The organism is Streptomyces sp. A18 (assembly GCF_059026065.1).
The window spans coordinates 1-24177 of the sequence record NZ_JBWLKL010000023.1 but is presented as its reverse complement, the minus strand read 5'-3'; the positions used below and the strand labels follow the sequence as shown (position 1 = coordinate 24177).

Annotated in this window: 25 protein-coding genes, 5 tRNA genes and 1 pseudogene; 11 read left to right on the top strand and 20 right to left on the bottom strand. The window is 69.9% G+C overall.

Annotated features, from left to right (window positions below):
- Positions 1-7: 7 nt before the first annotated feature.
- Positions 8-1678, bottom strand: a complete 1671-nt coding sequence (locus tag AC5P1C_RS28740) for a DAK2 domain-containing protein (protein WP_493868845.1) — start codon at positions 1676-1678, stop codon at positions 8-10.
- A 218-nt stretch (positions 1679-1896) separates the two neighbouring features.
- Between AC5P1C_RS28740 and rpmB the strand changes: the two genes are divergently transcribed.
- The gene (gene rpmB / locus AC5P1C_RS28735) at positions 1897-2082 is read left to right on the top strand and encodes a 50S ribosomal protein L28 (protein ID WP_160507429.1); all 186 of its coding nucleotides are present in this window, start codon (positions 1897-1899) and stop codon (positions 2080-2082) included.
- Between the two features lie 116 nt (positions 2083-2198).
- Here rpmB and thiD read toward each other — a convergent pair whose 3' ends face one another.
- Entirely contained in the window at positions 2199-3029 is an 831-nt protein-coding gene (gene thiD / locus AC5P1C_RS28730; protein WP_493868844.1) for a bifunctional hydroxymethylpyrimidine kinase/phosphomethylpyrimidine kinase, read from the bottom strand.
- Positions 3030-3031: 2 nt separating this feature from the next.
- Entirely contained in the window at positions 3032-3997 is a 966-nt protein-coding gene (locus AC5P1C_RS28725; protein ID WP_453400973.1) for a thiamine-phosphate kinase, read from the bottom strand.
- 209 nt (positions 3998-4206) lie between these two features.
- Between AC5P1C_RS28725 and AC5P1C_RS28720 the strand changes: the two genes are divergently transcribed.
- Complete coding sequence (locus AC5P1C_RS28720) at positions 4207-4440, top strand: Lrp/AsnC family transcriptional regulator (RefSeq protein ID WP_016642988.1); 234 nt, start codon at positions 4207-4209, stop codon at positions 4438-4440.
- Positions 4441-4466: 26 nt separating this feature from the next.
- Positions 4467-4949 (top strand): DUF3515 domain-containing protein, encoded by a 483-nt coding sequence (locus AC5P1C_RS28715; RefSeq protein ID WP_493868915.1) that lies wholly within the window; start codon positions 4467-4469, stop codon positions 4947-4949.
- Between the two features lie 12 nt (positions 4950-4961).
- On the opposite strand, the gene AC5P1C_RS28710 is transcribed toward AC5P1C_RS28715, so the two are convergent.
- From AC5P1C_RS28710 to AC5P1C_RS28700, 3 genes are read right to left on the bottom strand one after another with little or no spacing between them, the layout of a single operon-like run.
- Complete coding sequence (locus AC5P1C_RS28710) at positions 4962-6143, bottom strand: D-alanine--D-alanine ligase family protein (protein WP_493868843.1); 1182 nt, start codon at positions 6141-6143, stop codon at positions 4962-4964.
- A 35-nt stretch (positions 6144-6178) separates the two neighbouring features.
- A complete protein-coding gene (locus tag AC5P1C_RS28705; RefSeq protein WP_493868842.1) occupies positions 6179-7189 on the bottom strand; it encodes an NAD(P)H-dependent glycerol-3-phosphate dehydrogenase in 1011 nt (336 codons plus the stop codon).
- Complete coding sequence (locus AC5P1C_RS28700; protein ID WP_493868841.1) at positions 7186-7998, bottom strand: lysophospholipid acyltransferase family protein; 813 nt, start codon at positions 7996-7998, stop codon at positions 7186-7188. Before AC5P1C_RS28700 ends, AC5P1C_RS28705 begins: the two co-directional genes overlap by 4 nt.
- Positions 7999-8157: 159 nt before the next feature.
- On the opposite strand from AC5P1C_RS28700, the gene cofC reads away from it, so the two are divergent.
- Together cofC and AC5P1C_RS28690 are read left to right on the top strand one after the other, a co-directional pair.
- Entirely contained in the window at positions 8158-8793 is a 636-nt protein-coding gene (gene cofC, locus AC5P1C_RS28695; RefSeq protein WP_493868840.1) for a 2-phospho-L-lactate guanylyltransferase, read from the top strand.
- Between the two features lie 26 nt (positions 8794-8819).
- The gene (locus AC5P1C_RS28690; protein WP_361194181.1) at positions 8820-9023 is read left to right on the top strand and encodes a hypothetical protein; all 204 of its coding nucleotides are present in this window, start codon (positions 8820-8822) and stop codon (positions 9021-9023) included.
- 106 nt (positions 9024-9129) lie between these two features.
- Here the strand turns inward: AC5P1C_RS28690 and AC5P1C_RS28685 are convergent, their stop codons facing one another.
- From AC5P1C_RS28685 to leuC, 4 genes are all read right to left on the bottom strand, one after another.
- A complete protein-coding gene (locus AC5P1C_RS28685) occupies positions 9130-9795 on the bottom strand; it encodes an HU family DNA-binding protein (RefSeq protein ID WP_493868839.1) in 666 nt (221 codons plus the stop codon).
- Positions 9796-9969: 174 nt separating this feature from the next.
- Entirely contained in the window at positions 9970-10206 is a 237-nt protein-coding gene (locus AC5P1C_RS28680) for an SCO5555 family protein (RefSeq protein WP_493868838.1), read from the bottom strand.
- Between the two features lie 239 nt (positions 10207-10445).
- Positions 10446-11039 (bottom strand): 3-isopropylmalate dehydratase small subunit, encoded by a 594-nt coding sequence (gene leuD, locus AC5P1C_RS28675; protein ID WP_493868837.1) that lies wholly within the window; start codon positions 11037-11039, stop codon positions 10446-10448.
- 5 nt (positions 11040-11044) lie between these two features.
- Positions 11045-12469: a 3-isopropylmalate dehydratase large subunit gene (leuC, locus tag AC5P1C_RS28670; RefSeq protein WP_493868836.1), complete on the bottom strand. Its 1425-nt coding sequence runs from the start codon at positions 12467-12469 to the stop codon at positions 11045-11047.
- A gap of 180 nt (positions 12470-12649) precedes the next feature.
- On the opposite strand from leuC, the gene ndgR reads away from it, so the two are divergent.
- A complete protein-coding gene (gene ndgR / locus AC5P1C_RS28665) occupies positions 12650-13366 on the top strand; it encodes an IclR family transcriptional regulator NdgR (protein WP_053137572.1) in 717 nt (238 codons plus the stop codon).
- An 85-nt stretch (positions 13367-13451) separates the two neighbouring features.
- Here ndgR and AC5P1C_RS28660 read toward each other — a convergent pair whose 3' ends face one another.
- On the bottom strand, positions 13452-13910 hold the full coding sequence (locus AC5P1C_RS28660; RefSeq protein WP_493868914.1) for a DUF4188 domain-containing protein: 459 nt from the start codon (positions 13908-13910) through the stop codon (positions 13452-13454).
- A gap of 130 nt (positions 13911-14040) precedes the next feature.
- Here AC5P1C_RS28660 and AC5P1C_RS28655 point away from each other — a divergent pair, with 130 nt between their 5' ends.
- On the top strand, positions 14041-14688 hold the full coding sequence (locus tag AC5P1C_RS28655) for a MerR family transcriptional regulator (protein ID WP_493868835.1): 648 nt from the start codon (positions 14041-14043) through the stop codon (positions 14686-14688).
- Positions 14689-14758: 70 nt separating this feature from the next.
- Here the strand turns inward: AC5P1C_RS28655 and AC5P1C_RS28650 are convergent.
- The 9 genes from AC5P1C_RS28650 to AC5P1C_RS28610 all read right to left on the bottom strand — a co-directional run bounded on the left by AC5P1C_RS28650 (position 14759) and on the right by AC5P1C_RS28610 (position 18764).
- Positions 14759-14831 (bottom strand) — tRNA-Glu (locus AC5P1C_RS28650).
- 22 nt (positions 14832-14853) lie between these two features.
- Positions 14854-14925 (bottom strand) — tRNA-Gln (locus tag AC5P1C_RS28645).
- A 28-nt stretch (positions 14926-14953) separates the two neighbouring features.
- Positions 14954-15026: transfer RNA gene (locus AC5P1C_RS28640), tRNA-Glu, on the bottom strand.
- Between the two features lie 62 nt (positions 15027-15088).
- Positions 15089-15161, bottom strand: a tRNA-Glu gene (locus AC5P1C_RS28635).
- Between the two features lie 21 nt (positions 15162-15182).
- Positions 15183-15254, bottom strand: a tRNA-Gln gene (locus tag AC5P1C_RS28630).
- Positions 15255-15341: 87 nt separating this feature from the next.
- A complete protein-coding gene (locus AC5P1C_RS28625; protein WP_493868834.1) occupies positions 15342-16067 on the bottom strand; it encodes an HAD family hydrolase in 726 nt (241 codons plus the stop codon).
- Between the two features lie 77 nt (positions 16068-16144).
- Positions 16145-17626 (bottom strand): glutamate--tRNA ligase, encoded by a 1482-nt coding sequence (gltX, locus tag AC5P1C_RS28620; protein WP_493868833.1) that lies wholly within the window; start codon positions 17624-17626, stop codon positions 16145-16147.
- Entirely contained in the window at positions 17619-18407 is a 789-nt protein-coding gene (locus AC5P1C_RS28615; RefSeq protein WP_493868832.1) for a fumarylacetoacetate hydrolase family protein, read from the bottom strand. The genes gltX and AC5P1C_RS28615 overlap by 8 nt, the downstream gene beginning before the upstream one ends.
- Positions 18408-18563: 156 nt before the next feature.
- On the bottom strand, positions 18564-18764 hold the full coding sequence (locus tag AC5P1C_RS28610) for a hypothetical protein (RefSeq protein ID WP_493868831.1): 201 nt from the start codon (positions 18762-18764) through the stop codon (positions 18564-18566).
- Positions 18765-19338: 574 nt separating this feature from the next.
- Between AC5P1C_RS28610 and AC5P1C_RS28605 the strand changes: the two genes are divergently transcribed.
- The 4 genes and pseudogenes from AC5P1C_RS28605 to AC5P1C_RS28590 all read left to right on the top strand — a co-directional run.
- Positions 19339-23154 carry a sensor histidine kinase gene (locus AC5P1C_RS28605; protein WP_493868830.1) on the top strand — a complete coding sequence of 1272 codons (3816 nt, stop codon included), beginning with the start codon at positions 19339-19341 and terminating at the stop codon, positions 23152-23154.
- A complete protein-coding gene (locus tag AC5P1C_RS28600) occupies positions 23155-23574 on the top strand; it encodes a roadblock/LC7 domain-containing protein (RefSeq protein ID WP_098244998.1) in 420 nt (139 codons plus the stop codon).
- A 119-nt stretch (positions 23575-23693) separates the two neighbouring features.
- Positions 23694-24098 (top strand): DUF742 domain-containing protein, encoded by a 405-nt coding sequence (locus AC5P1C_RS28595; RefSeq protein WP_190084712.1) that lies wholly within the window; start codon positions 23694-23696, stop codon positions 24096-24098.
- Positions 24079-24177, top strand: a pseudogene (locus AC5P1C_RS28590) (ATP-binding protein); the annotation flags it as partial. The gene AC5P1C_RS28595 and the pseudogene AC5P1C_RS28590, both read left to right, overlap by 20 nt.

Here is a 24177-nt window from a genome sequence, read left to right as displayed (position 1 = left end):
CCCGCGGCTACTCCACGCCGATCAGGAGCAGGGCCGACTGGCGTCCGCCGCGGTAGACCACCGTGTCGACCGCCAGATGCGTCTCGCGCACATGCTTCTCCAGCTCGTCGCCGAGGCTGTCCGGGACGTCGTCGCCGAGCACAAGCGTGACCATCTCGCCGCCCGCGGCCAGCATCCGGTCGAGGACGGAGCGCGCGGTGCGCGTCGTGTCGTCGCCGATCAGCGCGACATCGCCGTCGATCAGGCCGAGGACGTCACCGGCCTGGCAGATGCCCGCCATGGTCCACGACTGCCGCTCGGCGACGGCCAGCTCCGCGTACCGGGTCGCGCCGGCCGCCGATGTCATCGCGACGACGTCCTCGTCGAAGCGGCGGTCCGGCTCGTGCACGGCGAGCGCCGCGATGCCTTGAACCGCGGACCGGGTGGGGATCAGCGCGACGCGCACCCCTTCGGTGCGGGCCTGCTCCGCGGCGGCGGCAGCGGTGTGGCGCAGCTCGGCGTCGTTCGGCAGGAGCACCACCTCGCGCGCGTGGGCCCGCCGGATCGCGTCGACGAGCTCTCCGCTGGCGGGCGGCTCCCCGGGGCGCGTGGGCACGGTCGTCGCACCGGCATCGGCGTAGAGACCCGCGAGCCCCTCCCCCGGTACGACGGCGACGATGCCGCGCTGCACCCGTTCCCGGGGCGGCTGCGCGGCGCCCGCGGTGTGCGCGTCGCCCACCCCGAAGTGGGTGATGCGGATGCGGTGGGGCCGCCCCGCCTCGACGCCCGCCTCGACGGCGGCGCCAGCGTCGTCCACGTGGACGTGGACGTTCCACAGCCCGTCGCCGCCGACGACGACGAGCGAGTCACCGAGCCCGTCGAGCCGCGTCCGCAGCCGCGTGACGGCCGCGTCGTCGGCCTCCAGGAGGTAGATGACCTCGAAGGCGGGGGCCGCGGCGTCCGCCGGGACGTCCTGGCACTCGACGGCGTCCTGCGGGGCCTCCACGCGCGCGTGGAGGCCCGCGGTCGCCTTCAGGAGCACCGTCTCGCCGGACAGTGCCTCGACGAGCGCCCCGAGCACCGCCACGAGCCCGCGCCCTCCGGCGTCCACCACTCCCGCACGGCCGAGCACCGCGAGCTGCTCCGGAGTCGCGTCCAGCGCCCGGCACGCACCGTCGTACGCGGCCCGCGCCACCGCCCCGCAGTCGCCGCCGACACCCGAAGCCGCTTCGGCAGCGGCGGCGGCCACCGTCAGGACGGTGCCCTCGACGGGGTGCACGACCGCTTGGTAAGCCGACTCCGCGGCCCGCCGCAGCGCGAGCGCAAGCGCCCGGCCGTCGGCGTGCTCCGTGTCGTGGTCGGCCCCGAGGACCTGCGCCATCCCCCGCAGCAGCTGCGACAGGATCGTGCCCGAGTTCCCGCGGGCCCCGATCAGCGCGCCGTGCGCCATCGCCCGCACGGCCTCGGCCAGGGCGGGGCGGGTCGGCTCCAGGCCCGTGAAGACCGCGTCGACCGCCTGGGAAGCCGATTCCACGGTCAGATAGAGGTTGGTTCCGGTGTCCCCGTCCGCGACCGGATAGACGTTGATCGCGTCGATCTCCTCGCGAGCCCTTCCCAGGGCGTCCAGAGCGAGGCCGCACCAGGCGCGCACCGCGACGGCGTCGAGGTTCTGCGGCACCTGCTCGCCTCCTAAAGGCATCCGGAATGGACGCAGCGTAGACCGGGACGGGCGAAGGGCCCGGGGCGGGGCCGGGGCGAGACATGGTAGTTTCGTTCTACCGAAGCAGTCGTTGTATGCTGCTCCGGTTGCCCGATACCCATCGGGCCATTCCTCCTGGCAACGCCACCCACGATCATTGCACTGATCCCGGCATGCCGGGATTAACCGTAAGTGCATCTGAAGTCTTGGAGTGACCCGTGGCTGCCAACTGCGACGTCTGCGGCAAGGGGCCGAGCTTCGGCAACAACATCTCGCACTCTCACCGCCGTACGTCCCGTCGCTGGAACCCGAACATCCAGCGCGTTCGTGCCGTGGTCAGCGGGACGCCGAAGCGGCTCAACGCCTGCACCTCGTGCATCAAGGCCGGCAAGGTCTCGCGCTGACGCAAGTAAGCGCGGCCACCTAGCTGGTTGCTAAAAGAGCCGGTCCCCTTCGGGGGACCGGCTCTTTTGTGTGCCCGAAAGCACCCGTCTGTGTGCCCGAAAGCACCCGCCAGTACTTACCGCTCCCGGAACCGCCACCCATGATCCACAGGCCCGATCCCGCCCCCGAGCGCGAACCCGGCCTCGATCGCCCCGGTCACGTACTCCTTCGCCGCCGCGACGGCCTCCGGCACCGGCAGGCCCTTCGCCAGGTGCGAGGCGATCGCGCTGGCGAGGGTGCAGCCCGTGCCGTGCGTGTGGCGGTTGTCGTGGCGGGGGGCGCGCAGCCAGTGCTCGTCGGAGCCGTCGGTGAGCAGGTCCACCGCGTCGCCCCGCAGGTGGCCGCCCTTGATGAGCGCCCACTGCGGGCCGTACGCGAGGAGGGCCGCCGCCGCACGCCGCATCCCGTCCTCGGACTCGACCTGGACGCCGGTGAGCTGTGCGACCTCGTCGAGGTTCGGGGTCGCGACCGTGGCGACCGGGAGCAGCTTCGTACGGACCGAGTCGAGCGCGGATGCGGCGAGGAGCGAGTCGCCGTGCTTGGAGACGCCCACCGGGTCGACGACCGAGGGGGCGTCCGTCCCGGCGATCAACTCGGCCACCGTCTCGACCAGTTCGGCCGATGCCAGCATGCCGGTCTTCACGGCCTGGACGCCGATGTCGTCGACGACGCTCCTGTACTGCGCGCGCACCGCCTCCACCGGCAGCTCCCAAAAGCCTTGTACGCCAAGGGAGTTCTGCGCGGTGACGGCGGTGACGACGCTCATGCCGTGCGTGCCGAGCGCCAGCATCGTCTTCAAGTCCGCCTGGATGCCCGCGCCGCCGCCGGAGTCGGACCCGGCGACGGTCAGGACGCGCGGGGGCGCTGACGACGCTGAGGACGCTGAGGACGCTGAGGACACCGTCATGCTCAGTCCTCGAGGTTGTCGCCGAAGTGGTCCCAGCCCTTGCTGGTCCAGGGCGCCCCGTCCACCGTCACCTGCGGCAGCGCCGAGGGGTTGAGGACCTCGCCGATGACCTTCCAGCGGGCGGGCAGTTTCACGTCCGGCGGGAACGTCGCCACGATCGCGTGGTCCTCGCCGCCGTTGAGCACCCACTGCAGGGGGTCGACGCCGACGGCCTGGCCGATGTCGTTCATCTGGGAGGGCACGTCGACGTCTCCGGAGCGGATGTCGATGCGTACTTTGCTCGACTCGGCGATGTGGCCGAGGTCGGCGATGAGCCCGTCGCTCACGTCCGTCATCGAGGTCGCGCCGAGGCCGGCCGCCGCGGGGCCCGCGTGGTACGGCGGTTCGGGCCTGCGGTGGGCCTCCACGAAGGCGCGGGGCGAGCGGAAGCCGCGCGAGAGGACCGCGTGCCCTGCGGCGGACCAGCCCAACCAGCCGGTGACGGCGACGACATCGCCGGGCTGGGCGCCCGCGCGGGTGACCGGTTCGTGGTTGCGCAGATCGCCGAGCGCGGTGATCGCGACGGTGATCGTGTCGCCGCGTACGACGTCGCCGCCCACGACCGCCGCTCCCGCGACCTGGCATTCGTCCCGCAGGCCGTCCATGAGCTCGGTGGGCCAGCTCGCGGGGAGTTCGGCGGGCACGACCAGGCCGAGCAGGAGCGCGGTCGGTACGGCGCCCATGGCGGCGATGTCCGCGAGGTTCTGCGCGGCGGCCTTGCGGCCCACGTCGTACGCGGTCGACCAGTCGCGGCGGAAGTGCCGCCCTTCGAGGAGGATGTCGGTACTGGCCACGACTCTGCGGTCCGGCGCCGACACGACGGCGGCGTCATCACCCGGACCGAGCCGGACGGCCGGAGTGGAGGTGAGCCGCGATGTGAGTTCCCTGATGAGCCCGAACTCCCCCAACTCGCCGACGGTTCCCTTCACCGGGACTCACCATGCCCTTTCACGCTGCTCGGCTTGCGGTCGCGAGCCGTCACTGTCATAGGTACGGTCGATATGACCGTCAACTTCTGTTGCCCGTCCACCGCGATGTGCGCGCCACAGCTCACCCGGGTCTCCCCGTGAGAAGCGGCGACGCGGTACCGTGGCGTCCCTTCTCCCCACATGATCCTCGTGGCCGCCCTGGAGGTTCCGTGGTACAGGCGTACATCCTGATCCAAACAGAGGTCGGCAAGGCGTCGACCGTCGCCGAGCTGATCGGCAAGATCCCAGGAGTCATCCAGGCCGAGGACGTGACCGGACCCTACGATGTCATCGTGCGCGCCCAGGCGGACACGGTGGACGAACTCGGCCGCATGGTGGTCGCCAAAGTCCAGCAAGTGGACGGCATCACCCGGACCCTGACCTGCCCCGTCGTGCACCTGTAGCCCCCGTCTACCCTTGGCCGGTGAAGATTTCCCGTCGCCGGCGTCGCTGCCTCGTCTCGGCCCCCGCTCTCGCACTGCTGATCGCGTCCGCGGGCTGCTCCTCAGCAGACGAAGCGGTGAAGGCTGCGGTTCCCACCCCGGACAGCAAGGTCACCGAACTGTGCCGGAACCTGGACAAGCAGCTGCCGAAGAAGGTGGACGGTCTGGGACGCGTTGATCCCGAGCCGAAGTCGGAGCTGACCGCCGGGTGGGGAGACCCGGCGATCATACTGCGCTGCGGTGTCGCCAGACCGACCGAGATGAACAACCCCGAGGCGGACGGCGTGACGGCGGACGGCGTCAACTGGCTGCTCGACGAGCAGGACGACGGCTCGTTCCGCTTCACCTCCACGCTGCGCAAGGCGTACGTGGAGGTCACGCTGCCCAATGAGCGTGCGGGGAGCGGCGTGAGCCCGCTGACGGACTTCGCCGCCCCCATCAAGAAGACGATCCCCAAGGGGATCGCGTAGGCCCCCTGAGGGCTAGCGAAGACCCGTGGAGCGGTTGAGGGCCGCCTGCACGAGGCGGTCCACCAGCTCCGGGTAGCTGACGCCGCTCGCTTCCCACATCTTCGGGTACATCGAGATGGGCGTGAAGCCCGGCATCGTGTTGATCTCGTTGATCACGAACTGCCCGTCCTCGGTGAGGAAGAAGTCCGCGCGCACCAGGCCCTCGCAGGACGTCGCCTCGAAGGCGTCGACCGCGAGCCGCTGGATGTCGGCGGTCTGCTCGGGCGTCAGCGGGGCGGGCACGATCCCGGGCGTCGAGTCGATGTACTTCGCCTCGAAGTCGTAGTAGTCGTGCGACTGCACCGGCGGGATCTCGGCGGGCACGCTCGCGCGCGGTCCGTCCTCGAACTCCAGGACCCCGCACTCGATCTCGCGGCCGCGCAGGAGCGACTCGACGAGGATCTTGGGGTCGTGGCGGCGGGCCTCGTCGATCGCGTCGTCGAGGCCCTCGAAGGAGTCGACCTTCGTGATGCCCATCGAGGAGCCGCCGCGCGCGGGCTTGATGAACAGCGGCCAGCCGTGGTCGCCGGCGAACTCCGCGATCTTCTTGCGGGCGCCTTCCTGGTCGCGGTCCCACTCGCGCGGGCGGATCACCAGGTACGGGCCGACGGGCAACCCGAAGGAGGTGAAGACCCGCTTCATGTACTCCTTGTCCTGGCCGACGGCCGAGGCGAGCACTCCGGCGCCCACGTAGGGCACTCCAGAGAGCTCCAGGAGCCCCTGGAGCGTGCCGTCCTCGCCGTAGGGGCCGTGCAGCATCGGGAAGACGACGTCGACCTCACCGAGGGCCTTGGGCACGGAGCCGGGCTCGCTGTAGACGACCTCGCGGTTGCCCGGGTCCAGGGGCATCACGACGCCGCCGTCCGCCGACTCGGCGAGCGCGTCGACGTTGGGCACCTGGCGGTCGGTGATCGCCATACGCTCGGGATCGTCGGCGGTCAGGGCCCAGCGGCCGTCCGTCGTGATGCCGATGGGCAGGACGTCGTACTTGGTGCGGTCGATGGCACGCAGTACGGCGCCCGCCGTGACGACTGAGATGCCGTGCTCCGAGCTGCGGCCGCCGAACACGACGGCCACACGCGGCTTGCGGAGCGGCAGCTCAGAGCTCTGCTCGGGGTGCGGCTCGGGGCTCTGGGGGAGGTTCTCGCTGCTCATATCGGCTTGAGGGTACCCGCTGGCCCCGCGCGGAGTCAGCGGCGCTCGGGCTTGGCGCTGCGCGACATCAGCTCCTTGAGGGCGACCACCGGCGGCGTCCCCTCGTGCACGATGCCCACGACCGTCTCGGTGATGGGCATGTCGACGCCGTGCCTGCGGGCCAGATCGAGCACCGACTCACAGGACTTGACGCCCTCGGCGGTCTGCTTGGTGACCGCGATGGTCTCCTCCAGCGTCATGCCCTTGCCGAGGTTCGTGCCGAAGGTGTGGTTGCGCGAGAGCGGTGACGAGCAGGTGGCCACCAGGTCGCCCAGGCCCGCGAGCCCGGAGAACGTCAGCGGATCCGCGCCCATCGCCAGGCCCAGGCGAGTGGTCTCGGCGAGGCCGCGGGTGATGAGCGAGCCCTTGGCGTTGTCGCCCAGGCCCATGCCGTCCGCGATGCCGACGGCGAGACCGATGACGTTCTTGACGGCGCCGCCGAGTTCGCAGCCGACGACGTCCGTGTTCGTGTACGGGCGGAAGTACGGGGTGTGGCAGGCGGTCTGGAGGCGCTGCGCGATCGATTCGTCGCGGCAGGCGACCACGGCGGCAGCGGGCTGCCGTGCGGCGATCTCGCGGGCGAGGTTGGGTCCCGTGACGACGGCGACGCGGTCGGCGGCGACCTTCGTGACGTCCTCGATGACCTCGCTCATCCGCATCGCGGAGCCCAGTTCGACGCCCTTCATGAGGGAGACGAGCACGGTGTCGGTGGCGAGCAGCGGCGCCCACTCGGCGAGGTTGCCGCGCAGCGTCTGCGAGGGCACGGCGAGCACGGTGAAGTCGGCGTCGGCCGCGGCCTCGGCCGGGTCGGTGGTCGCCCTGATGTTCGCCGGGAGTTCGACACCGGGGAGGTAGTCGGGGTTCCTGCGCGAGGAGTTGACGGCGTCGACGAGTTCGGCGCGACGGCCCCACAGGGTGACGTCGCACCCGGCGTCGGCGAGCACCATGCCGAAGGCCGTACCCCAAGAGCCCGTTCCGAAGACGGCGGCCTTCACCGGGTTCGTCACTTGCTGTCCTCCGTGGTGGTGTTCTTGGGGGTGGTGGTGTTCTCGGGGATGTTCTGCACGATGCTCCGGCCGCTGCGGTCCGCCGCCTTCCGCCGCTGCGCGAGCCGCGCCTTGCGCGGGTCGTACGGGGTCGCGGGGGCCTTCTCCTGCCGGATCTCCTCCAGGAGTTCGGTGACCGCGGCCATGATGGTCTCGGTCACCTCGCGCAGGGTCTCGGGGGTCGGCTCCTTGCCGTAGAAGCGCGAGAGGTCGACCGGTTCGCCCGCGAGCACCTGGAGCTTCTTGCGCGGGAAGAGGCTGAGCTTCTTGCTGTACGGCGGAAGCGCGAGGTTGGCGCCCCACTGGGCGACGGGAATCACCGGGCACTTGGTGCGCAGGGCGACCCGCGCGGCACCGGACTTGGCCGTCATCGGCCACATCTCGGGGTCCCTGGTGAGGGTGCCTTCGGGGTAGAAGGCCACGCATTCACCGCGCTCGATCGCGTCGACCGCGGCACGGAAGGCGTCGAGCGCGTTCGTGGTCTCGCGGTAGACCGGGATCTGGCCGGTGCCCTTCATGACCTTGCCGACGAAACCGTCCTTGAAAAGGCCGTCCTTTGCCAGGAAACGCGGCACTCGTCCGGTGTTGTACTGAAAATGCGCGTACGACAGGGGGTCGATATACGAGTTGTGATTCACCGCCGTGATGAATCCGCCGTCGGCCGGAATGTGTTCCATTCCCCGCCAGTCCCGCTTGAAGAAAACCACCAGCGGCGGTTTGGCGATGACCGCCGCCAAGCGGTACCAGAAGCCGATTCTGCGGCGGGACACTCGGACACCTTCCTCCATGAACCTGGTCGGCCGCACAAGTGTCGCCCCAGGCTGCCTGTCTGTCGAGAACACCGTACGCCCGCCCCCGCAACCCGGCCCCGGTAGTGCCCCGCCCAGCAGGTCACAATGGGCCCGACGCGAAGGACGGAGCCGCCACCCGTGCAGTGGACCCTGGTGATACCCCTGAAACCGCTGGAGCGCGCCAAGAGCAGGCTCACCGCCACCACCGGCGACACCCTGCGCCCCGGCCTCGCCCTCGCCTTCGCGCAGGACACCGTGGCCGCCGCGGTCGCCTGTCCCGCGGTACGGGATGTGGTGGTCGTCACGGACGACCACCTCGCCGGGCGCGAGCTCGGGTCGCTGGGGGCCCGGATCGTACGGGACGAGCCCTCGGGGGGCCTCAACGCCGCCCTGCGGCACGGAACGGCGGCCGTGCGCGTCGTGCGCCCCGAATCGGCCGTCGCGGCACTGAATGCGGATCTCCCTGCGCTGCGACCCTTGGAATTGGCCCGGGTACTCGACGGCGCGGCCCGATTTCCCCGCTCATTCCTCACGGATGCCGCAGGAATCGGGACGACTCTGCTGTCCGCGGCCCCCGGCATGGAATTGCGCCCCGCATTCGGAGAGGCTTCCCGTTCCCGCCACGCGGCTTCCGGGGCGGTGGAACTACCACTCGACGGCGTCGACTCCGTACGCCAGGACGTGGACACCGGCGACGACCTGCGGGCCGCCCTCGCACTGGGCGTCGGACCACGCACGGCGACGGCCGCCGCGAGGCTGCTGATCGCCGACTGAGATCGCCGACTGAGTACGCTTCGCCCATGCAGGCGACCGCGTACACGTACGACCCCGAGACCCGCAGCGGCAGCGTGCTGCTCGACGACGGCACTCCGGTGCCCTTCGACCCCCCGGCGTTCGACGCGGGCGGCCTACGGCTGCTGAGGCCCGGCCAGCGGGTGCGGATCGAGGTCGAGGGAGAGGGCGAGCAGCGCCGCATCACCCTGGTGACGCTGCAGACGTTCTGAGCCAAGGCTCCTCGGGGCTCCTCGGAGCCCCATCCGGGCCCCGCACACGCCGCGGGCCGGGCTCCCCACTGGGAGCCCGGCCCGGCGCGTGAGTGCCCTCGTGCCCTTACTTCTTGCGGGCGGTCGCCTTCTTGGCGGTGGTCTTGCGCGCCGTCGACTTCTTGGCGGGCGCCTTCTTGGCGGTGGCCTTCTTGGCCGGCGCGGTCTTCTTGGCGGTGGCCTTCTTGGCGGTGGTCTTCTTCGCCGTCGCCTTCTTGGCCGTGGTCGCCTTCTTGGCCGTCGCCTTCTTGGCCGTGGTCTTCTTGGCGGTCGCCTTCTTCGCCGTCGCCGTCGTCTTCTTGGCGGTGGCCTTCTTGGCGGTGGCGGCCTTCTTGGCCGTCGCCTTCTTGGCGGTGGCCTTCTTGGCCGCGGCCTTCTTCACGGTCGCCGAAGCGCCACCGCCCGAAAGGCTGCCCTTGGGCGCCTTCTTGACCGCGACGTCGTTCTTCGGGAGCTTCTTCGAGCCGCTGACCAGGTCCTTGAAGCCCTGTCCTGCGCGGAAGCGCGGAACCGAGGTCTTCTTGACCCGAACGCGCTCCCCGGTCTGCGGGTTGCGGGCGTAACGGGCCGGACGGTCAACCTTCTCGAACGAGCCGAATCCGGTGACCGAAACACGGTCTCCGCTGACCACGGCACGGACGACCGCGTCCAGAACCGCGTCCACGGCGTCGGCGGCCTGCTGGCGGCCACCCACCTTGTCGGCAATCGCTTCTACGAGCTGCGCCTTGTTCACGTCTTCCCCTTCGGAGACCTCGCCCGAGCGTATTCGCCAGGCTTTTTCGCACGTTAGGCAGATATATACCGCAAATCAAACACGAAACGGGCTAATCACCCTTGTGCCGCAACGAACTCGACTGTCCATGAGTTCCTCGAAGGGCTCCTCGAAGGGTCGTTTGAGCCTTGCGGCTCAGGTGTCTTCGGGGAATCGGCCCTCGTCAGCTTCGTCGATGGACTCCATCAATCGCTCCAGACGCCTTGCCGCATCGGCGAGATCGTGTTTGGCCGCGGCCGTAATGACCAGCAGCTTCCGGGTCAGCGCCATCCGTACGCCCTCCGGGACTTGCAGTGCACGCACCCTTGAGTGCGCTTCCTTCAGTTGGTCCGCAACAAGCCCGTAGAGCTCGAGTTGGCTGTCACGTTCCATGCACCGATTGTGCCATCTGGGGCGAGTTGTCGCCTCCGCAGGGGGTAACTACCCACATCCGGCGCCCTCCTGAGGGTACCCGGTCGATGCGAGTACAAGGGGATTTCAAGCCTCTTCTGCCTGCCGAATCAAGGGAGTTGAGACCACCCGTTCAGGTCATCGGGCAGGTCACAGGGGGCAGACACAGATGTACCCCCAACCGTCCACGATTGGGGGTACACCGGGGTGTTGCGGGGGTGTCAGACCTGCACCGTCCGCGGCTTGTACGAGGGGCGCTTCGACTCGTACGCGGCGATGGCCGGCTCGTTCTGGAGCGTGATGCTGATGTCGTCCAGGCCGTTCAGAAGACGCCAGCGGGCGTTCTCGTCGAGGTCGAAGTCGGCGGTGATCCCCTCGGCGCGAACCTGGCGATCCTGCAGGTCAACGGTGATTTCGGCCTGCGGGTCGGCCTCCGTCAGCGCCCAGAGCGCGTCCACGACCTGCTGGTCGAGTACGACGGTCAGCAAGCCGTTCTTCAGCGAGTTGCCGCGGAAGATGTCGGCGAAGCGCGAGGAGATGACGGTCTTGAAGCCGAAGTTCTGCAGCGCCCACACGGCGTGCTCGCGCGAGGAGCCCGTTCCGAAGTCGGGACCTGCGACCAGGACGGTCGCGCCCTGCCGTTCGGGCCTGTTCAGGACGAACTCGCCGTCCTTGCGCCAGGCCTCGAAGAGCCCGTCCTCAAATCCGTCCCGGGTGACCTTCTTCAGCCAGTGGGCGGGGATGATCTGGTCGGTGTCGACGTTGCTGCGGCGCAGCGGTACGGCCCGGCCGGTGTGCGTGGTGAATGCTTCCATGGCTCTCAGACTCCGGCGGTCGCGGGGGCGTCGGTCAGGTCGGCGGGCGAGGCCAGGTGGCCCGTCACCGCGGTGGCCGCGGCCACCTGGGGCGACACCAGATGGGTCCGGCCGCCCTTGCCCTGCCTGCCCTCGAAGTTGCGGTTGGACGTCGACGCGGAGCGCTCGCCGGGAGCCAGTTGGTCGGGGTTCATGCCCAGGCACATCGAGCAGCCCGCGTGCCGCCATTCGGCGCCCGCAGCGGTGAAGACCTTGTCCAGGCCCTCGGCGACGGCCTCGAGAGCGACCCGGACCGAGCCGGGAACGACCAGCATCCGTACGCCGTCGGCGACTTTGCGGCCCTCGACGATGGAGGCCGCCGCACGCAGGTCCTCGATGCGGCCGTTGGTGCACGAACCTACGAAGACGGTGTCGACCTTGATGTCGCGCAGCGCCTGCCCTGCGGTCAACCCCATGTATTCCAGGGCCTTTTCAGCGGCGTACCGCTCCGACGCGTCTTCGTACGAAGCAGGATCGGGGACCTGCGCCGAGAGCGGCGCGCCCTGGCCCGGGTTGGTGCCCCAGGTGACGAACGGCGCGAGCTTGGTGGCGTCGATGTAGACCTCTGCGTCGAAGACCGCGTCCTCGTCCGTCTTCAGGGTCTTCCAGTACGCGACCGCCGCGTCCCACTCCTCGCCCTTCGGGGCGTGGTCGCGGCCCTCGATGTAGTCGAAGGTGGTCGCGTCCGGGGCGATCATGCCCGCGCGGGCACCGGCCTCGATCGACATGTTGCAGATGGTCATGCGGGCCTCCATCGAGAGTTTCTCGATGGCCGAGCCGCGGTACTCCAGGACGTAGCCCTGGCCGCCGCCGGTGCCGATCTTGGCGATGATGGCGAGGATCAGGTCCTTGGCCGTGACGTCGTCGGGCAGTTCGCCGTCGACGGTGATGGCCATGGTCTTCGGGGGCGCCATCGGCAGCGTCTGCGTCGCCAGGACGTGCTCGACCTGGGAGGTGCCGATGCCGAACGCCAGCGCGCCGAAGGCACCGTGCGTGGAGGTGTGGGAGTCGCCGCAGACCACGGTGGTGCCGGGCTGGGTCAGGCCCAGCTGCGGGCCCACCACGTGGACGACGCCCTGCTCGACGTCGCCCAGCGAGTGCAGACGCACGCCGAACTCCGCGCAGTTCTTGCGCAGCGTCTCCAACTGCGCCCGCGAGACCGGGTCCGCGATGGGCTTGTCGATGTCGAGGGTCGGGGTGTTGTGATCCTCGGTCGCGATGGTGAGGTCGAGCCGCCGCACCGGTCGGCCTGCCTGCCTCAGGCCGTCGAAGGCCTGTGGGCTCGTCACCTCGTGCAGCAGGTGCAGATCGATGAAGAGGAGGTCGGGCTCGCCTTCGGCGCGCCGGACGACGTGGTCGTCCCAGACCTTCTCCGCGAGTGTCCTACCCATCGCTTTCCCTCCGACCGGCTGTGTTGGGCCGGCCCAACTAGAGAATTGTTCGTCCACGCCCGTACCCCTCGTGCCGTGCGTGGACCGCTTTCCGTTGGTCCGCGGATCGCACCTACAGGGTGACGTGTTCCATGGAAAATTGAACTTGCGTTTCACAGAGTGAGACGCGAGTATCGACGCATGGACAACTCTAGCGGCGTCGGCGTTCTCGACAAGGCGGCTCTCGTCTTGAGCGCCCTGGAGTCCGGCCCGGCCACCCTCGCGGGTCTGGTCGCGGCCACCGGACTCGCACGACCCACGGCACATCGCCTCGCTGTGGCACTGGAACACCACCGGATGGTGGCGCGCGACATGCAGGGCCGTTTCATTCTCGGCCCGCGGCTCGCGGAACTCGCGGCGGCGGCCGGCGAGGACCGCCTGCTCGCCACGGCGGGCCCGGTCCTCACGCACCTGCGTGACGTGACGGGCGAGAGCGCGCAGCTCTATCGCCGCCAGGGCGACATGCGCATCTGCGTGGCAGCGGCCGAGCGCCTCTCGGGCCTGCGGGACACGGTCCCGGTCGGCTCGACGCTCACGATGAAGGCCGGCTCCTCCGCCCAGATCCTGATGGCCTGGGAGGAGCCGGAGCGCCTGCACCGCGGCCTCCAGGGCGCCCGCTTCACGGCCACGGCCCTTTCGGGTGTACGCCGCCGTGGCTGGGCCCAGTCGATCGGCGAGCGGGAGCCGGGCGTCGCGTCCGTCTCCGCCCCCGTGCGCGGCCCCTCGAACCGCGTGGTCGCCGCCGTCTCGGTCTCCGGGCCGATCGAGCGCCTCACGCGCCACCCCGGCCGGATGCACGCCCAGGCCATCATCGACGCCGCGGGGCGACTGTCCGAGGCGCTGCGCCGCACGGGCTGAACCGCACCACCCACAGACCGCAGACAGAACGCCCGAGGAGCCGCCTCAACGCCGCGGCGGCCCCTCGGGCGTTCCCTGTCCGTGCTCAGGCCGCCTTGAGGCGGTCACCGGCCCTGTCTCCGCGGCGGCCGACCGGCACCACACCGATGGCCTGGCCCAGGCCGAACTCCGGCATGTTCACGTACACGGCCTCATGGGCGCCGGCCGGCACGACATACGTCTCGTGCCAGAAGCCGACCTTCCCCTTGCCTTCCCGTATCCGCCGGTTGAAGGCGGCCCAGGCGGGCCGGTGCTCCTTACCCTGGGCGGACGCGTAGGCGAGGAGCTTCTCCGAGGAATCCCAGTACTGCACGACGTAGATCACCCGCAGTCCGCCGAACAGCAGCCGGTAGCCCAGCATGCCGCTCTCCCGGTCCTTGGACAGCTCCTTGAGCATCCGCGGCATCGCCAGGAAGACGGGCCACCAGCTGCGCACGGCACGGAAGTTGTTGATGCGCATCCCGATGTGGAAGACGGTGACACCGCCCTGCGCGTCGGCGGTCATGCGCCCTTCGATCGGCTTGGTGCTCACGATGGTTCCCCCTTCAGAGAGCGTTGGATAGCTCCGCTATCCATGATTGGATAGTGTCACTACCCAAGCGGATGTGCAAGAGGGAAAGAGGAGAAGCGAGCCGATGAGACTGGCGGAACTCAGCACGCGCAGCGGGATCTCGACGGCCACGATCAAGTACTACCTGCGCGAGGGCCTGCTCCCGCCGGGCCGCCGCGTGAGCGCGACGCAGGCCGAGTACGACGAGAAGCACCTGCAGCGGCTGCGCCTCGTACGGGCGCTCATCCAGGTGGGCCGGGTGCCGATCGCGTCCGCCCGGGAGGTGCTCACGGCCCTGGAGGACGACTCCCTGGACCACAACTCCCGCCTGGGCACCGCGGTCTGGGCGCTCCCCCACGGCCCCGAGCCCGTCGAGGACGATCCGGCGACGACGACGGCACGCCACACGGCCGACGCACTCCTCGAGCGAATCGGCTGGCAGTACGGACAGGGCTACGGGCCCGATTCACCGGCGTACGGAATGCTCGTGACGGCGGTCGCGACGCTCAGCAGGCTCGGATACCCCTGCGCCGTCGACGACTTGGCGCCCTACGCGCGCTCAGCGGGGCAACTGGCCGTCGCCGACCTGGACTTGGTGGAGCGGTACGAGTCGCCCGACGAGCAGTTGGAGGCGGCGGTCGCCCTCACCGTGCTGTACGAACCGGTCCTGCTGAGCCTGCGCAGGCTCGCCCAGGCCGAGGAGTCCAACCGCCGCTACGGGCAAGAGGGTTGACCACACGGAAGACCGGGAGCGGGAACGGCGAAGGGGCCCTCCCTTGCGGGAAGGCCCCTTGCACTTCGCGTACCCCCGACCGGATTCGAACCGGCGCTACCGCCTTGAGAGGGCGGCGTGCTAGGCCGCTACACAACGGGGGCTAGCTTTTGCTGCTGTACTGCGCTGGGCTACCAGGACTCGAACCTAGAACAACGGAACCAGAAACCGTCGTGTTGCCAATTACACCATAGCCCACAGTGGTCTAGACCAGCTAGACCTTGCGTACCCCCGACCGGATTCGAACCGGCGCTACCGCCTTGAGAGGGCGGCGTGCTAGGCCGCTACACAACGGGGGCCCTAGCGATCCTGCATCGGTAGCAGTGGGTGCGACCCGGACTGCTTCCATGGGAAGGATCTGTACCCCCGACCGGATTCGAACCGGCGCTACCGCCTTGAGAGGGCGGCGTGCTAGGCCGCTACACAACGGGGGCGTTGCAGATAAGCTCTGCGAGCTGGCCTACCAGGACTCGAACCTAGACTAACGGAACCAGAAACCGTCGTGCTGCCAATTACACCATAGGCCATCGATACGCAACCCCTTGCGGGAGTCTTGCTCGACTTGCGCTTCCTGTTCGGACCTTTCGGCCTTCTCGGGCGGCGCAGGAAGAACATTACCCGAAGGTGGACGGCGCTCCAAAACGGGTATCGGCGCGGAGCAGCGCCGGCAGCTCGGCGAGACGCGTAATGCGGTGCACGCCCGACGGCCCTTCCTGGGATGCGCTGTTGCGGTCGAGCCAGATCCCGAGAAGTCCCGCGTCACGGGCGCCTCGGGCGTCGATCTCCGGCTGGTCCCCCACGTAGGCGATCTCGTCGGGCCGCAGCTCCATCGCCGTGCACACCGCGAGGAAGGCCTCGGCCGCGGGCTTGGAGACGCCGAGTTCGGCCGCGCACAGGACGGCTTCGAAGCGGTCGCGTACCCCGAGGACGCTCAACTTGCGCTCCTGGACGACCAGAGCGGAATTGGACAGGACCGCGTGGCGGTAGTCCCCCGCGAGGGCGTCCAGGGTGGGGAGCGTGTCCGGGAAGAGGGACCAGGCGGATTCGTAGTGACCGAGATAACGCCCGAACCAGGCGTCCGCCTCCTCGTCGGTCAGGACGGCGTCCAGGAAATCGCGTACGCGGTCGCGGCGCTGGGCCTCGAATTCGATCCCTCCGGCACTGAAGCGTGCCCAGTGGCGCTCGGTGATCTCTTTCCACAGGACGAGGGCGCGCTCCGCGGTCTCGTACCGCTCGAGGAGTCCTTCGGCGGTGAGGTGGGCGTGCATGCCGGTGGTGTCGGCGTGCGCGTAATCGAAGATCGTGTCGTCTACGTCCCAGACCACGGCTTTGATCGGCATGCTCTGAACGTACGCGAAGGGCCCGGCAGCCGTGGAGGCTTCCGGGCCCTTCGTTCTGTGCGTACGTGCTTACGCGCCTACGCGGCCAGCTTCGTCAGGGTCGCGTCGATGCGGGACAGTGACTTCTCCTTGCCCAGGATCTCCAGGGACTCGAAGAGGGGCAGGCCGACGGTGCGGCCGGTGACTGCGACGCGGACCGGGGCCTGCGCCTTGCCGAGCTTCAGGCCGTGCTCCTCGCCGGCGGCCAGGACCGCGTTCTTGAGGGACTCCGGGTCCGTCCAGTCGGCGTCGGCCAGCTTGGCGCGGGCCGTCGTCAGGAGGGCGGCCGGGTCGCCCTTGCCCATGGCCTTCGTCCAGGAAGCCTCGTCCTCGACGGGCTCGTCCAGGAAGAGGAAGTCCACGTTCTCCGTGATCTCGGAGAGGACCTTGATGCGGGTCTGGGCGTGCGGGGCGATGGCCTCCCAGGCCGCCTGGTCGAACGCCTCGGGGGCCCAGTTGGCGTGCGGGGCCTTCAGCCACGGCTCGCAGGCCGCCGCGAACGCCTTCACGTCCAGCATGCGGATGTGGTCGGCGTTGATCGCCTCGGCCTTCTTCAGGTCGAAGCGGGCCGGGTTGGCGTTCACGTCCGCGAGGTCGAACTTCGCGACCATGTCCGGGATCGAGAAGACGTCCTGGTCCGCGGAGAACGACCAGCCCAGGAGGGAGAGGTAGTTCAGCAGGCCCTCGGGGAGGAAGCCGCGCTCCCTGTAGAGGTTGAGCGAGGCCTGGGGGTCGCGCTTGCTCAGCTTCTTGTTGCCCTCGCCCATCACGTACGGGAGGTGGCCGAAGGCCGGGGTCTCCTTGGCGATGCCCAGGTCGGCCAGAGCGGCGTACAGCGCGATCTGGCGCGGGGTCGAGGAGAGCAGGTCCTCGCCGCGCAGGACGTGGGTGATCTCCATCAGGGCGTCGTCGACCGGGTTCACCAGGGTGTAGAGCGGCGCTCCGTTGGCGCGGACGATGCCGTAGTCCGGGACGTTCTCCGGCTGGACCGTGATCTCGCCGCGGACCAGGTCCGTGAACGTGATCGCCTCGTCGGGCATGCGGAAGCGGACGATGGGCTTGCGGCCCTCCGTCTCGTACGCGGCACGCTGCTCGGTCGTGAGGTCGCGGCAGTGGCCGTCGTAGCCGGACGGCTTGCCGGCGGCGCGGGCGGCGTCGCGGCGGGTGTCCAGCTCCTCCGTGGAGCAGTAGCAGTAGTACGCGCGGCCGGCGTCCAGGAGCTTCTGCGCGACGTCCTGGTAGATGTCCATGCGCTGCGACTGGCGGTACGGCTCGTGCGGGCCGCCGACCTCGGGGCCCTCGTCCCAGTCGAAGCCCAGCCAGCGCATCGCCTCGAGCAGCTGCTCGTACGACTCCTCGGAGTCGCGGGCCGCGTCGGTGTCCTCGATGCGGAAGACCAGGGAGCCCTCGTTGTGCCGGGCGTAGGCCCAGTTGAAGAGAGCGGTGCGAACCAGGCCCACGTGGGGGTTGCCGGTCGGCGAGGGACAGAACCGTACGCGTACGGGGGTCGCGTTAGCCACGCTTGATCACCTTGTTGGTGAGAGTGCCGATGCCTTCGATGGTGACGGCGACCTCGTCGCCGACGTTGAGGGGGCCGACCCCTGCCGGGGTGCCCGTGAGGATGACGTCGCCCGGGAGCAGCGTCATGGCCTCGGAGATGTGCACGATCAGGTCCTCGATGGAGCGGACCATCTCGGCCGTACGCCCCAGCTGGCGCTGTTCGCCGTTGACCGTGCACTGGATGGTGAGGTCGGAGGGGTCGAGCTCGGTCTCCACCCAGGGGCCGAGCGGGCAGGAGCTGTCGAAGCCCTTGGCCCTGGCCCACTGGTTCTCGCGCTTCTGGACGTCACGCGCGGTGACGTCGTTCGCGCAGGTGTAGCCGAGGATGACGTCACGGGCACGCTCGCGCGGGACCTCGCGGCACATGCGGCCGATGACCACGGCCAGCTCGGCCTCGTAGTGCACGTCCTGCGAGAAGGAGGGGTACGCGATGGAGTCGCCGGGGCCGATCACCGACGTGGACGGCTTGAAGAAGGCGACCGGGGTGTCCGGGACCTCGTTGCCGAGCTCCGCCGCGTGGTCCGCGTAGTTGCGGCCGATGCCCACGACCTTGTTGGGGAGCACCGGCGGCAGCAGCCTGACCTTGCTCAGCGGGACCTTCGTGCCGGAGAGCTCGAAGTCCGCGAACGGGATGCCCTTGATGATGTCGAGGACGAGCCCATCGGTCGTTCCGGGGGGACTTTCGCCCTCGACCGCGCCGAAGGCGACGTTGCCGTCGATGGAGAACCTGGCGATGCGCAAGAGCGGTGCCCTTTGCTGGAGGGAGAGTCTGACACCCCAGGCTAACGTGGCCGTGTGCCGCCAAGCCTCCCGTGACCCTGCGGCTTCGACCGCCGTCGATCACGCCGCGCGCTCGTCCTCGGACTCCGGACGGGCTGCCCCCCGGCGCGTCGAGGCTCAGGCCGCCGACGGGCTGAAAGCCTCGGGGGCGTCCATCAGGACCGTGCGGCGGGGGTTCGCCGTCACCGTGGGGAGCTCCAGGGCGTGGTCCGGCTGCTCGGCGGCCGGGGCGACCTCCTGTGCGTCCGTGAGGTGGGCGAGGGTGGTGCGGCGCGGGTTGGCTATGTTGCGGAACATCGCCGACTTCACAGTCTTCATCTGCTGTTCGTGCCCTGTCAGTTGAGGCGTCGTACGGAGGACGCGGGTTGTCGGATTCGCCATCCCTGTAAAGCGTCAGGCTAAACATCCAATTCCCGGCCAAAGCCCGGATGAGGCCTTGATCTTGATGTGAGTTTGCTCACGACCGAGCGGGCAAATGGGTCAATTCAGGCCGGTGAAGGGCTTGTTGGAATCGGACATTGCACTACTGAACCCATCATTCCGCTCCCGATCATGAAGACTGGGACACCCCACACCCATAGCTTTCCTGGGCCCAATCGACCGTTTTGCCCCGGATCACTTTCTACGTCTCGTGACGCGGCACTCACGCCCTGTCACGGAGGTCGCGACGCGACACACGGGCCTTGTTGGAGATCCTGCACTGTGCTGGAATTCCCGGGACCGCCGCGGGATCGAACCGGCGCGCAGGGGCGCAACGCAGCGCCGAGTGGCGGCGGGAAAGGGGAGCAGCGCCGGTCACTCACGACCACCATGGGGCGCTTTGCGCCCCACGACGCCGACACCGTCCCGCCGTTTGTGCGGAGGGACGCCTGGTCCAGAGGTTGCGACGCTAGTGCAGGGACGTTTCAAGAGGGATGGCAGCAGCGCTGCGGCGGAGCCGGAGCGCGGCGGGACCGACCGCGGCTCCTCGCCCCAGCACGCCCAGAACCCCGGGCAGGTACCGTCCGGCGACAACGGCCTCGGAGCCGTGCGCGGAGCCGGCGGCGGGAGTCTGTCCACGACCGCCTCGAACTCCGGCAGCTCGACGGGCACGACGGGCACGGTGAAGTCGCCCACAGGCCCCGGCTCCCGAATAGCCCTGCGCAACTGGCGCATCTCCACCCGACTGGTCTCGCTGCTCGCGCTCCCCGTGATCACCGCGACCTCCCTCGGCGCTCTGCGTATCAACGAGTCGATGGACGAGATCCAGCAGCTCAACAACATGAAGCTGCTGACGGACATGACCAAGCGGGCCACCGAGCTGGCCTCCGCGCTCCAGGAGGAGCGCGACCGCTCGGCAGGCCCCCTCGCGCACGGCGCGAACTCCTCGGACTACGTGGTCAAGGGCGCCCGGCAGAAGACCGACCGCGCCTACAACCGCTTCCTCCAGGAGACGCAGGACCTCGACAACACCGACGGCGACAAGGGCCTCCTCGGCGTACGGGCGAACACCGTCGAGATCACCCAGCAGCTCCAGCAGATCAACAGGGTCCGCAAGGACGCCTACGACGACGCGGGCTCCACCTCCCAGACGGTCGACGCCTACAGCCAGCTCATCGAGCAGCTGCTCTCGCTGTCCTCGGACATGGCGCAGGCGACCAGCAACCCGGACATGATCCAGCGCACCCGTGCTCTGACGGCCTTCTCCTCCGCCAAGGAGTACGCGTCGGTGCAGCGCGCCGTGATCGCGGCGGCACTTCCGGCGGGCGACTCGACCTTCGGCAAGATCTCCGAGACCGACCGTCGCTACGGCTTCTCCGCGCTCGACAAGGAGAACTCCCAGCTGGACGCCTTCAAGGGCATCTACGCGGGCAATCCCGACGAGCTCACCAAGCCCATCGACGGCGGCAACGCCGCCATCAAGGGCGCCGATTCCTACGCCAAGCGCGTGCTTGAGCAGGAGGGCGGCATCAAGCTCCAGGACAAGCGGTCGTACAAGGACTGGGTGGACGAGGACACCACCAAGATCGACGCGATGTCCAAGATCGAGCTCACGCTGCTCAACGAGATGGAGCAGAAGGCCCGCGAGCTGCGCAACGAGTCCGAGCAGGCCGCCATCCTCAACGGTGCGCTGATCCTGCTCGTCCTCGGCGTCTCGCTCGTCGGCGCCTTCGTCGTGGCCCGGTCCATGATCCGCTCGCTGCGGCGCCTCCAGGACACCGCGACCAAGGTCGCCCAGGACCGCCTGCCCGAGCTGGTCAAGCAGCTCTCCGAGGCCGACCCGCAGGACGTCGACACCTCCGTCGAGTCCGTCGGTGTGCACTCCCGGGACGAGATCGGCCAGGTGGCCGCGGCCTTCGACGACGTGCACCGCGAGGCCGTCCGCCTCGCCGCCGAGCAGGCGCTCCTGCGAGGCAACGTCAACGCGATGTTCACCAACCTCTCGCGCCGTTCGCAGGGCCTCATCCAGCGCCAGCTCTCGCTCATCTCCGAGCTGGAGTCGCGCGAGGCCGACCCGGACCAGCTGTCCTCGCTCTTCAAGCTCGACCACCTCGCGACCCGCATGCGCCGTAACGGCGAGAACCTCCTCGTTCTCGCCGGTGAAGAGCCCGGCCGCCGCTGGACCCGGCCCGTTCCGCTCGTCGACGTGCTGCGTGCCGCCGCGTCCGAGGTGGAGCAGTACGAGCGCATCGAGCTCTCCGCCGTGCCGACGACCGAGGTCGCGGGCCGCGTGGTCAACGACCTCGTGCACCTGCTCGCCGAGCTGCTCGAGAACGCGACGTCGTTCTCATCGCCGCAGACCAAGGTCAAGGTCACCGGTCACGCGCTGCCCGACGGGCGTGTGCTCATCGAGATCCACGACACCGGCATCGGCCTCTCGCCCGAGGACCTCGCCGCGATCAACGAGCGGCTCGCGTCGCCGCCCACCGTGGACGTCTCGGTCTCGCGCCGCATGGGTCTGTTCGTGGTCGGCCGTCTGTCGCAGCGTCACGGCATCCGCATCCAGCTCCGTCCCTCGGACTCCGGCGGCACCACCGCGCTCGTCATGCTGCCCATCGATGTCGCCCAGGGCGGCAAGAAGGCGCCGAACAAGCCCGGCGCTCCCGCGCCCGGCCAGGGCGGTGGCCCCGTAGCCGCGCAGGCATCCGCCGGTGCCGCGGCAGCGCGTCGTGGAGTCGGTGCCGGGAACGGCGGCGGCAACGGCGCGCCCGGCTCGGCGGGTTCCGCGGGCCGGCTCGGCGCCGGTCCTCCGCCCCGTGGTCAGGTCACGGGTTCGGGGCCGCGGGCCGCGCTGCCCGCGCGTGACGCCGGCGCGCGGACCGGTTCGCCGTCCGCTCCGGCAGGTCCCTCCGGCCAGCAGCCTTCCCGGCAGGGGCCGCCCGGACAGGGCGCCGGTGCCCCAGGCGGTTCCGGTGGCAGTCTCTTCGGGGGCGGGCAGGGCGGTGGCCGCGGTCAGGGTGCCGCGCCGAAGCCTCCCGTACCTCAGCAGCGTACGAATCCGGTGAACCCCGCAGGGCCCGTGAACCCCGCCGCGCACGACGCCGGTGACCAGGGGCGCAGGCCGCAGCTGCCGCCGCGCGGTGGTCCGCGTGCCGAGCTTCCCGGGGGCAACCCGCAGCCGCGCGTGCCCAGTTGGAGCGACGAGAACGCCCAGCCGCAGGTCTCGCGCGAGCCCTTCGACACCCCGCGCGGGCACGAGGAGCCGGAGTCCACCGGGCAGTTCCCGCACACCGCGGCAGGCGCGCAGGGCCCCGGCTCGACCGCCGAGTTCGCGCGGCCCGACTTCAACGGGCCGCCGCCCGGCACGGGTCAGGGTCAGGGTCAGGGTCAGGACGGCCAGCAGGGCACCGGTCAGTTCGTCCGTCCGGACGTCTTCGGTGGCCAGGACGCCTCCTCGTCCTCCGGTACGGGGCAGTTCCAGCGTCCCGGCACCAGCGCCCCCGGTTACAACGGCGGTACTCCCGGTGCGCATGCCCCGCAGCAGCGCGGTGGCCGTGACGCGGGCGACGCGCCTGGGCGTGGTCAGGGCCCGGCTCAGGGTCAGGGTCAGGGCCCGGGTCAGCAGGGTCTCCCGCCGGTGCCCCAGCAGCCCGCGCAGCCCCAGCAGCCCGTGCAGCCGGAGGGGCTCCCGCCCGCCGGTCCCGGCGACGGCCGCACCCCGCTGTTCGACACGCTGGAGACCAACTGGTTCCAGCAGCAGCAGCAGCAGCAGCAGCAAGGGCAGCAGAGCCCGCAGGGCGGCAACGGCACCCCCGCGCCCGGCACCCCCGAGCAGCAGCAGCCCCAGCGTCCGCAGCGCCCGCAGCCCTCGTCGCCGCTTCCGTCGCGGCCCCAGGGTCAGCAGCCGCAGAACCCGGCCGCGCCGCAGCGCCCGGCCGCAGCTCCCGCCCCCGCGTCCAACGGAACCGGGAACGGCAACCACGTCACGAACGGCAGCGCCGCATCCTGGCGCACCTCGCCCAACGACGAGCTGGGCCGACAGGCCGAGCGCGTCCGGCAGCCGTCCGCAGGTGGCGTCACCACGTCCGGCCTGCCGCGCCGCGTCCCGCGCGCCAACCTCGTCGCGGGTACGGCACAGCAGCAGCAGGACAGCACAGGTCCGCAGGTCTCGCGTGCGCCCGACGACGTGCGCGGCCGGCTGACGAATCTCCGTCGGGGCATCCAGCAGGGTCGCCAGGCCGGTACCGGCCAGACCGGCAGCTTCCCCACTCACCAGCAGGAGCGTTAGTTGAGTCCGAGCCAGGCGGCACAGAATCTGAACTGGTTGATCACGAACTTCGTGGACAACACCCCCGGGGTGTCCCACACGGTCGTGGTCTCCGCCGACGGCCTCCTTCTGGCGATGTCCGAGGGCTTCCCGCGTGACCGCGCCGACCAGCTGGCCGCGGTCGCGTCGGGCCTGACCTCGCTCACCGCCGGGGCCTCCCGGATCTTCGAGGGCGGGGCCGTCACCCAGACCGTGGTGGAAATGGAGCGGGGGTTCCTTTTCCTCATGTCGGTCTCCGACGGTTCGTCCCTGGCCGTGCTCGCGCACCCCGAGTGCGACATCGGCCTCGTCGGATACGAGATGGCGCTCCTCGTCGACCGCGCGGGCGCCGTCCTCACCCCGGACCTCCGCGCCGAACTGCAGGGCAGCCTGTTGCACTAGCTCTCTCCATCGGCCGCCCCACCGACCGAACGTACTGACCACCGTCCGGCCAACCTGGTGCCCCCCACCGGCTCTATCAGACGGCACGCAGACCACCTGCTGTCCCGCCCGGAGGATCCATGACCCCGCCCAACGCCTCTCACGACCCGTACGGCTCTCACGCGTCGTACGGCATTGAAGGCGACCAGCCGCTGGTGCGTCCTTACGCGATGACCGGCGGCCGGACCAGGCCCCGCTACCAGCTCGCGATAGAGGCGCTGGTAAGCACGACGGCCGACCCGGCGCAGCTGATGGGGCTGCTCCCGGAGCACCAGCGCATCTGCCACCTCTGCCGTGAGGTCAAGTCGGTGGCCGAGGTGTCGGCGCTGCTCTCCATGCCCCTCGGCGTGGCCCGGATCCTCGTGGCCGACCTGGCCGAGGCCGGGCTCGTCGCCATTCACCAGCCCGGCGGCGACGAGAACGCCGGCGGTCAGCCTGACGTGACACTGCTCGAAAGGGTGCTCAGTGGACTTCGCAAGCTCTAGCAGCGGAGCAACAGCCCGCTCCACCACCTCCGCGAAGATCGTGGTGGCGGGCGGCTTCGGCGTGGGCAAGACCACGTTC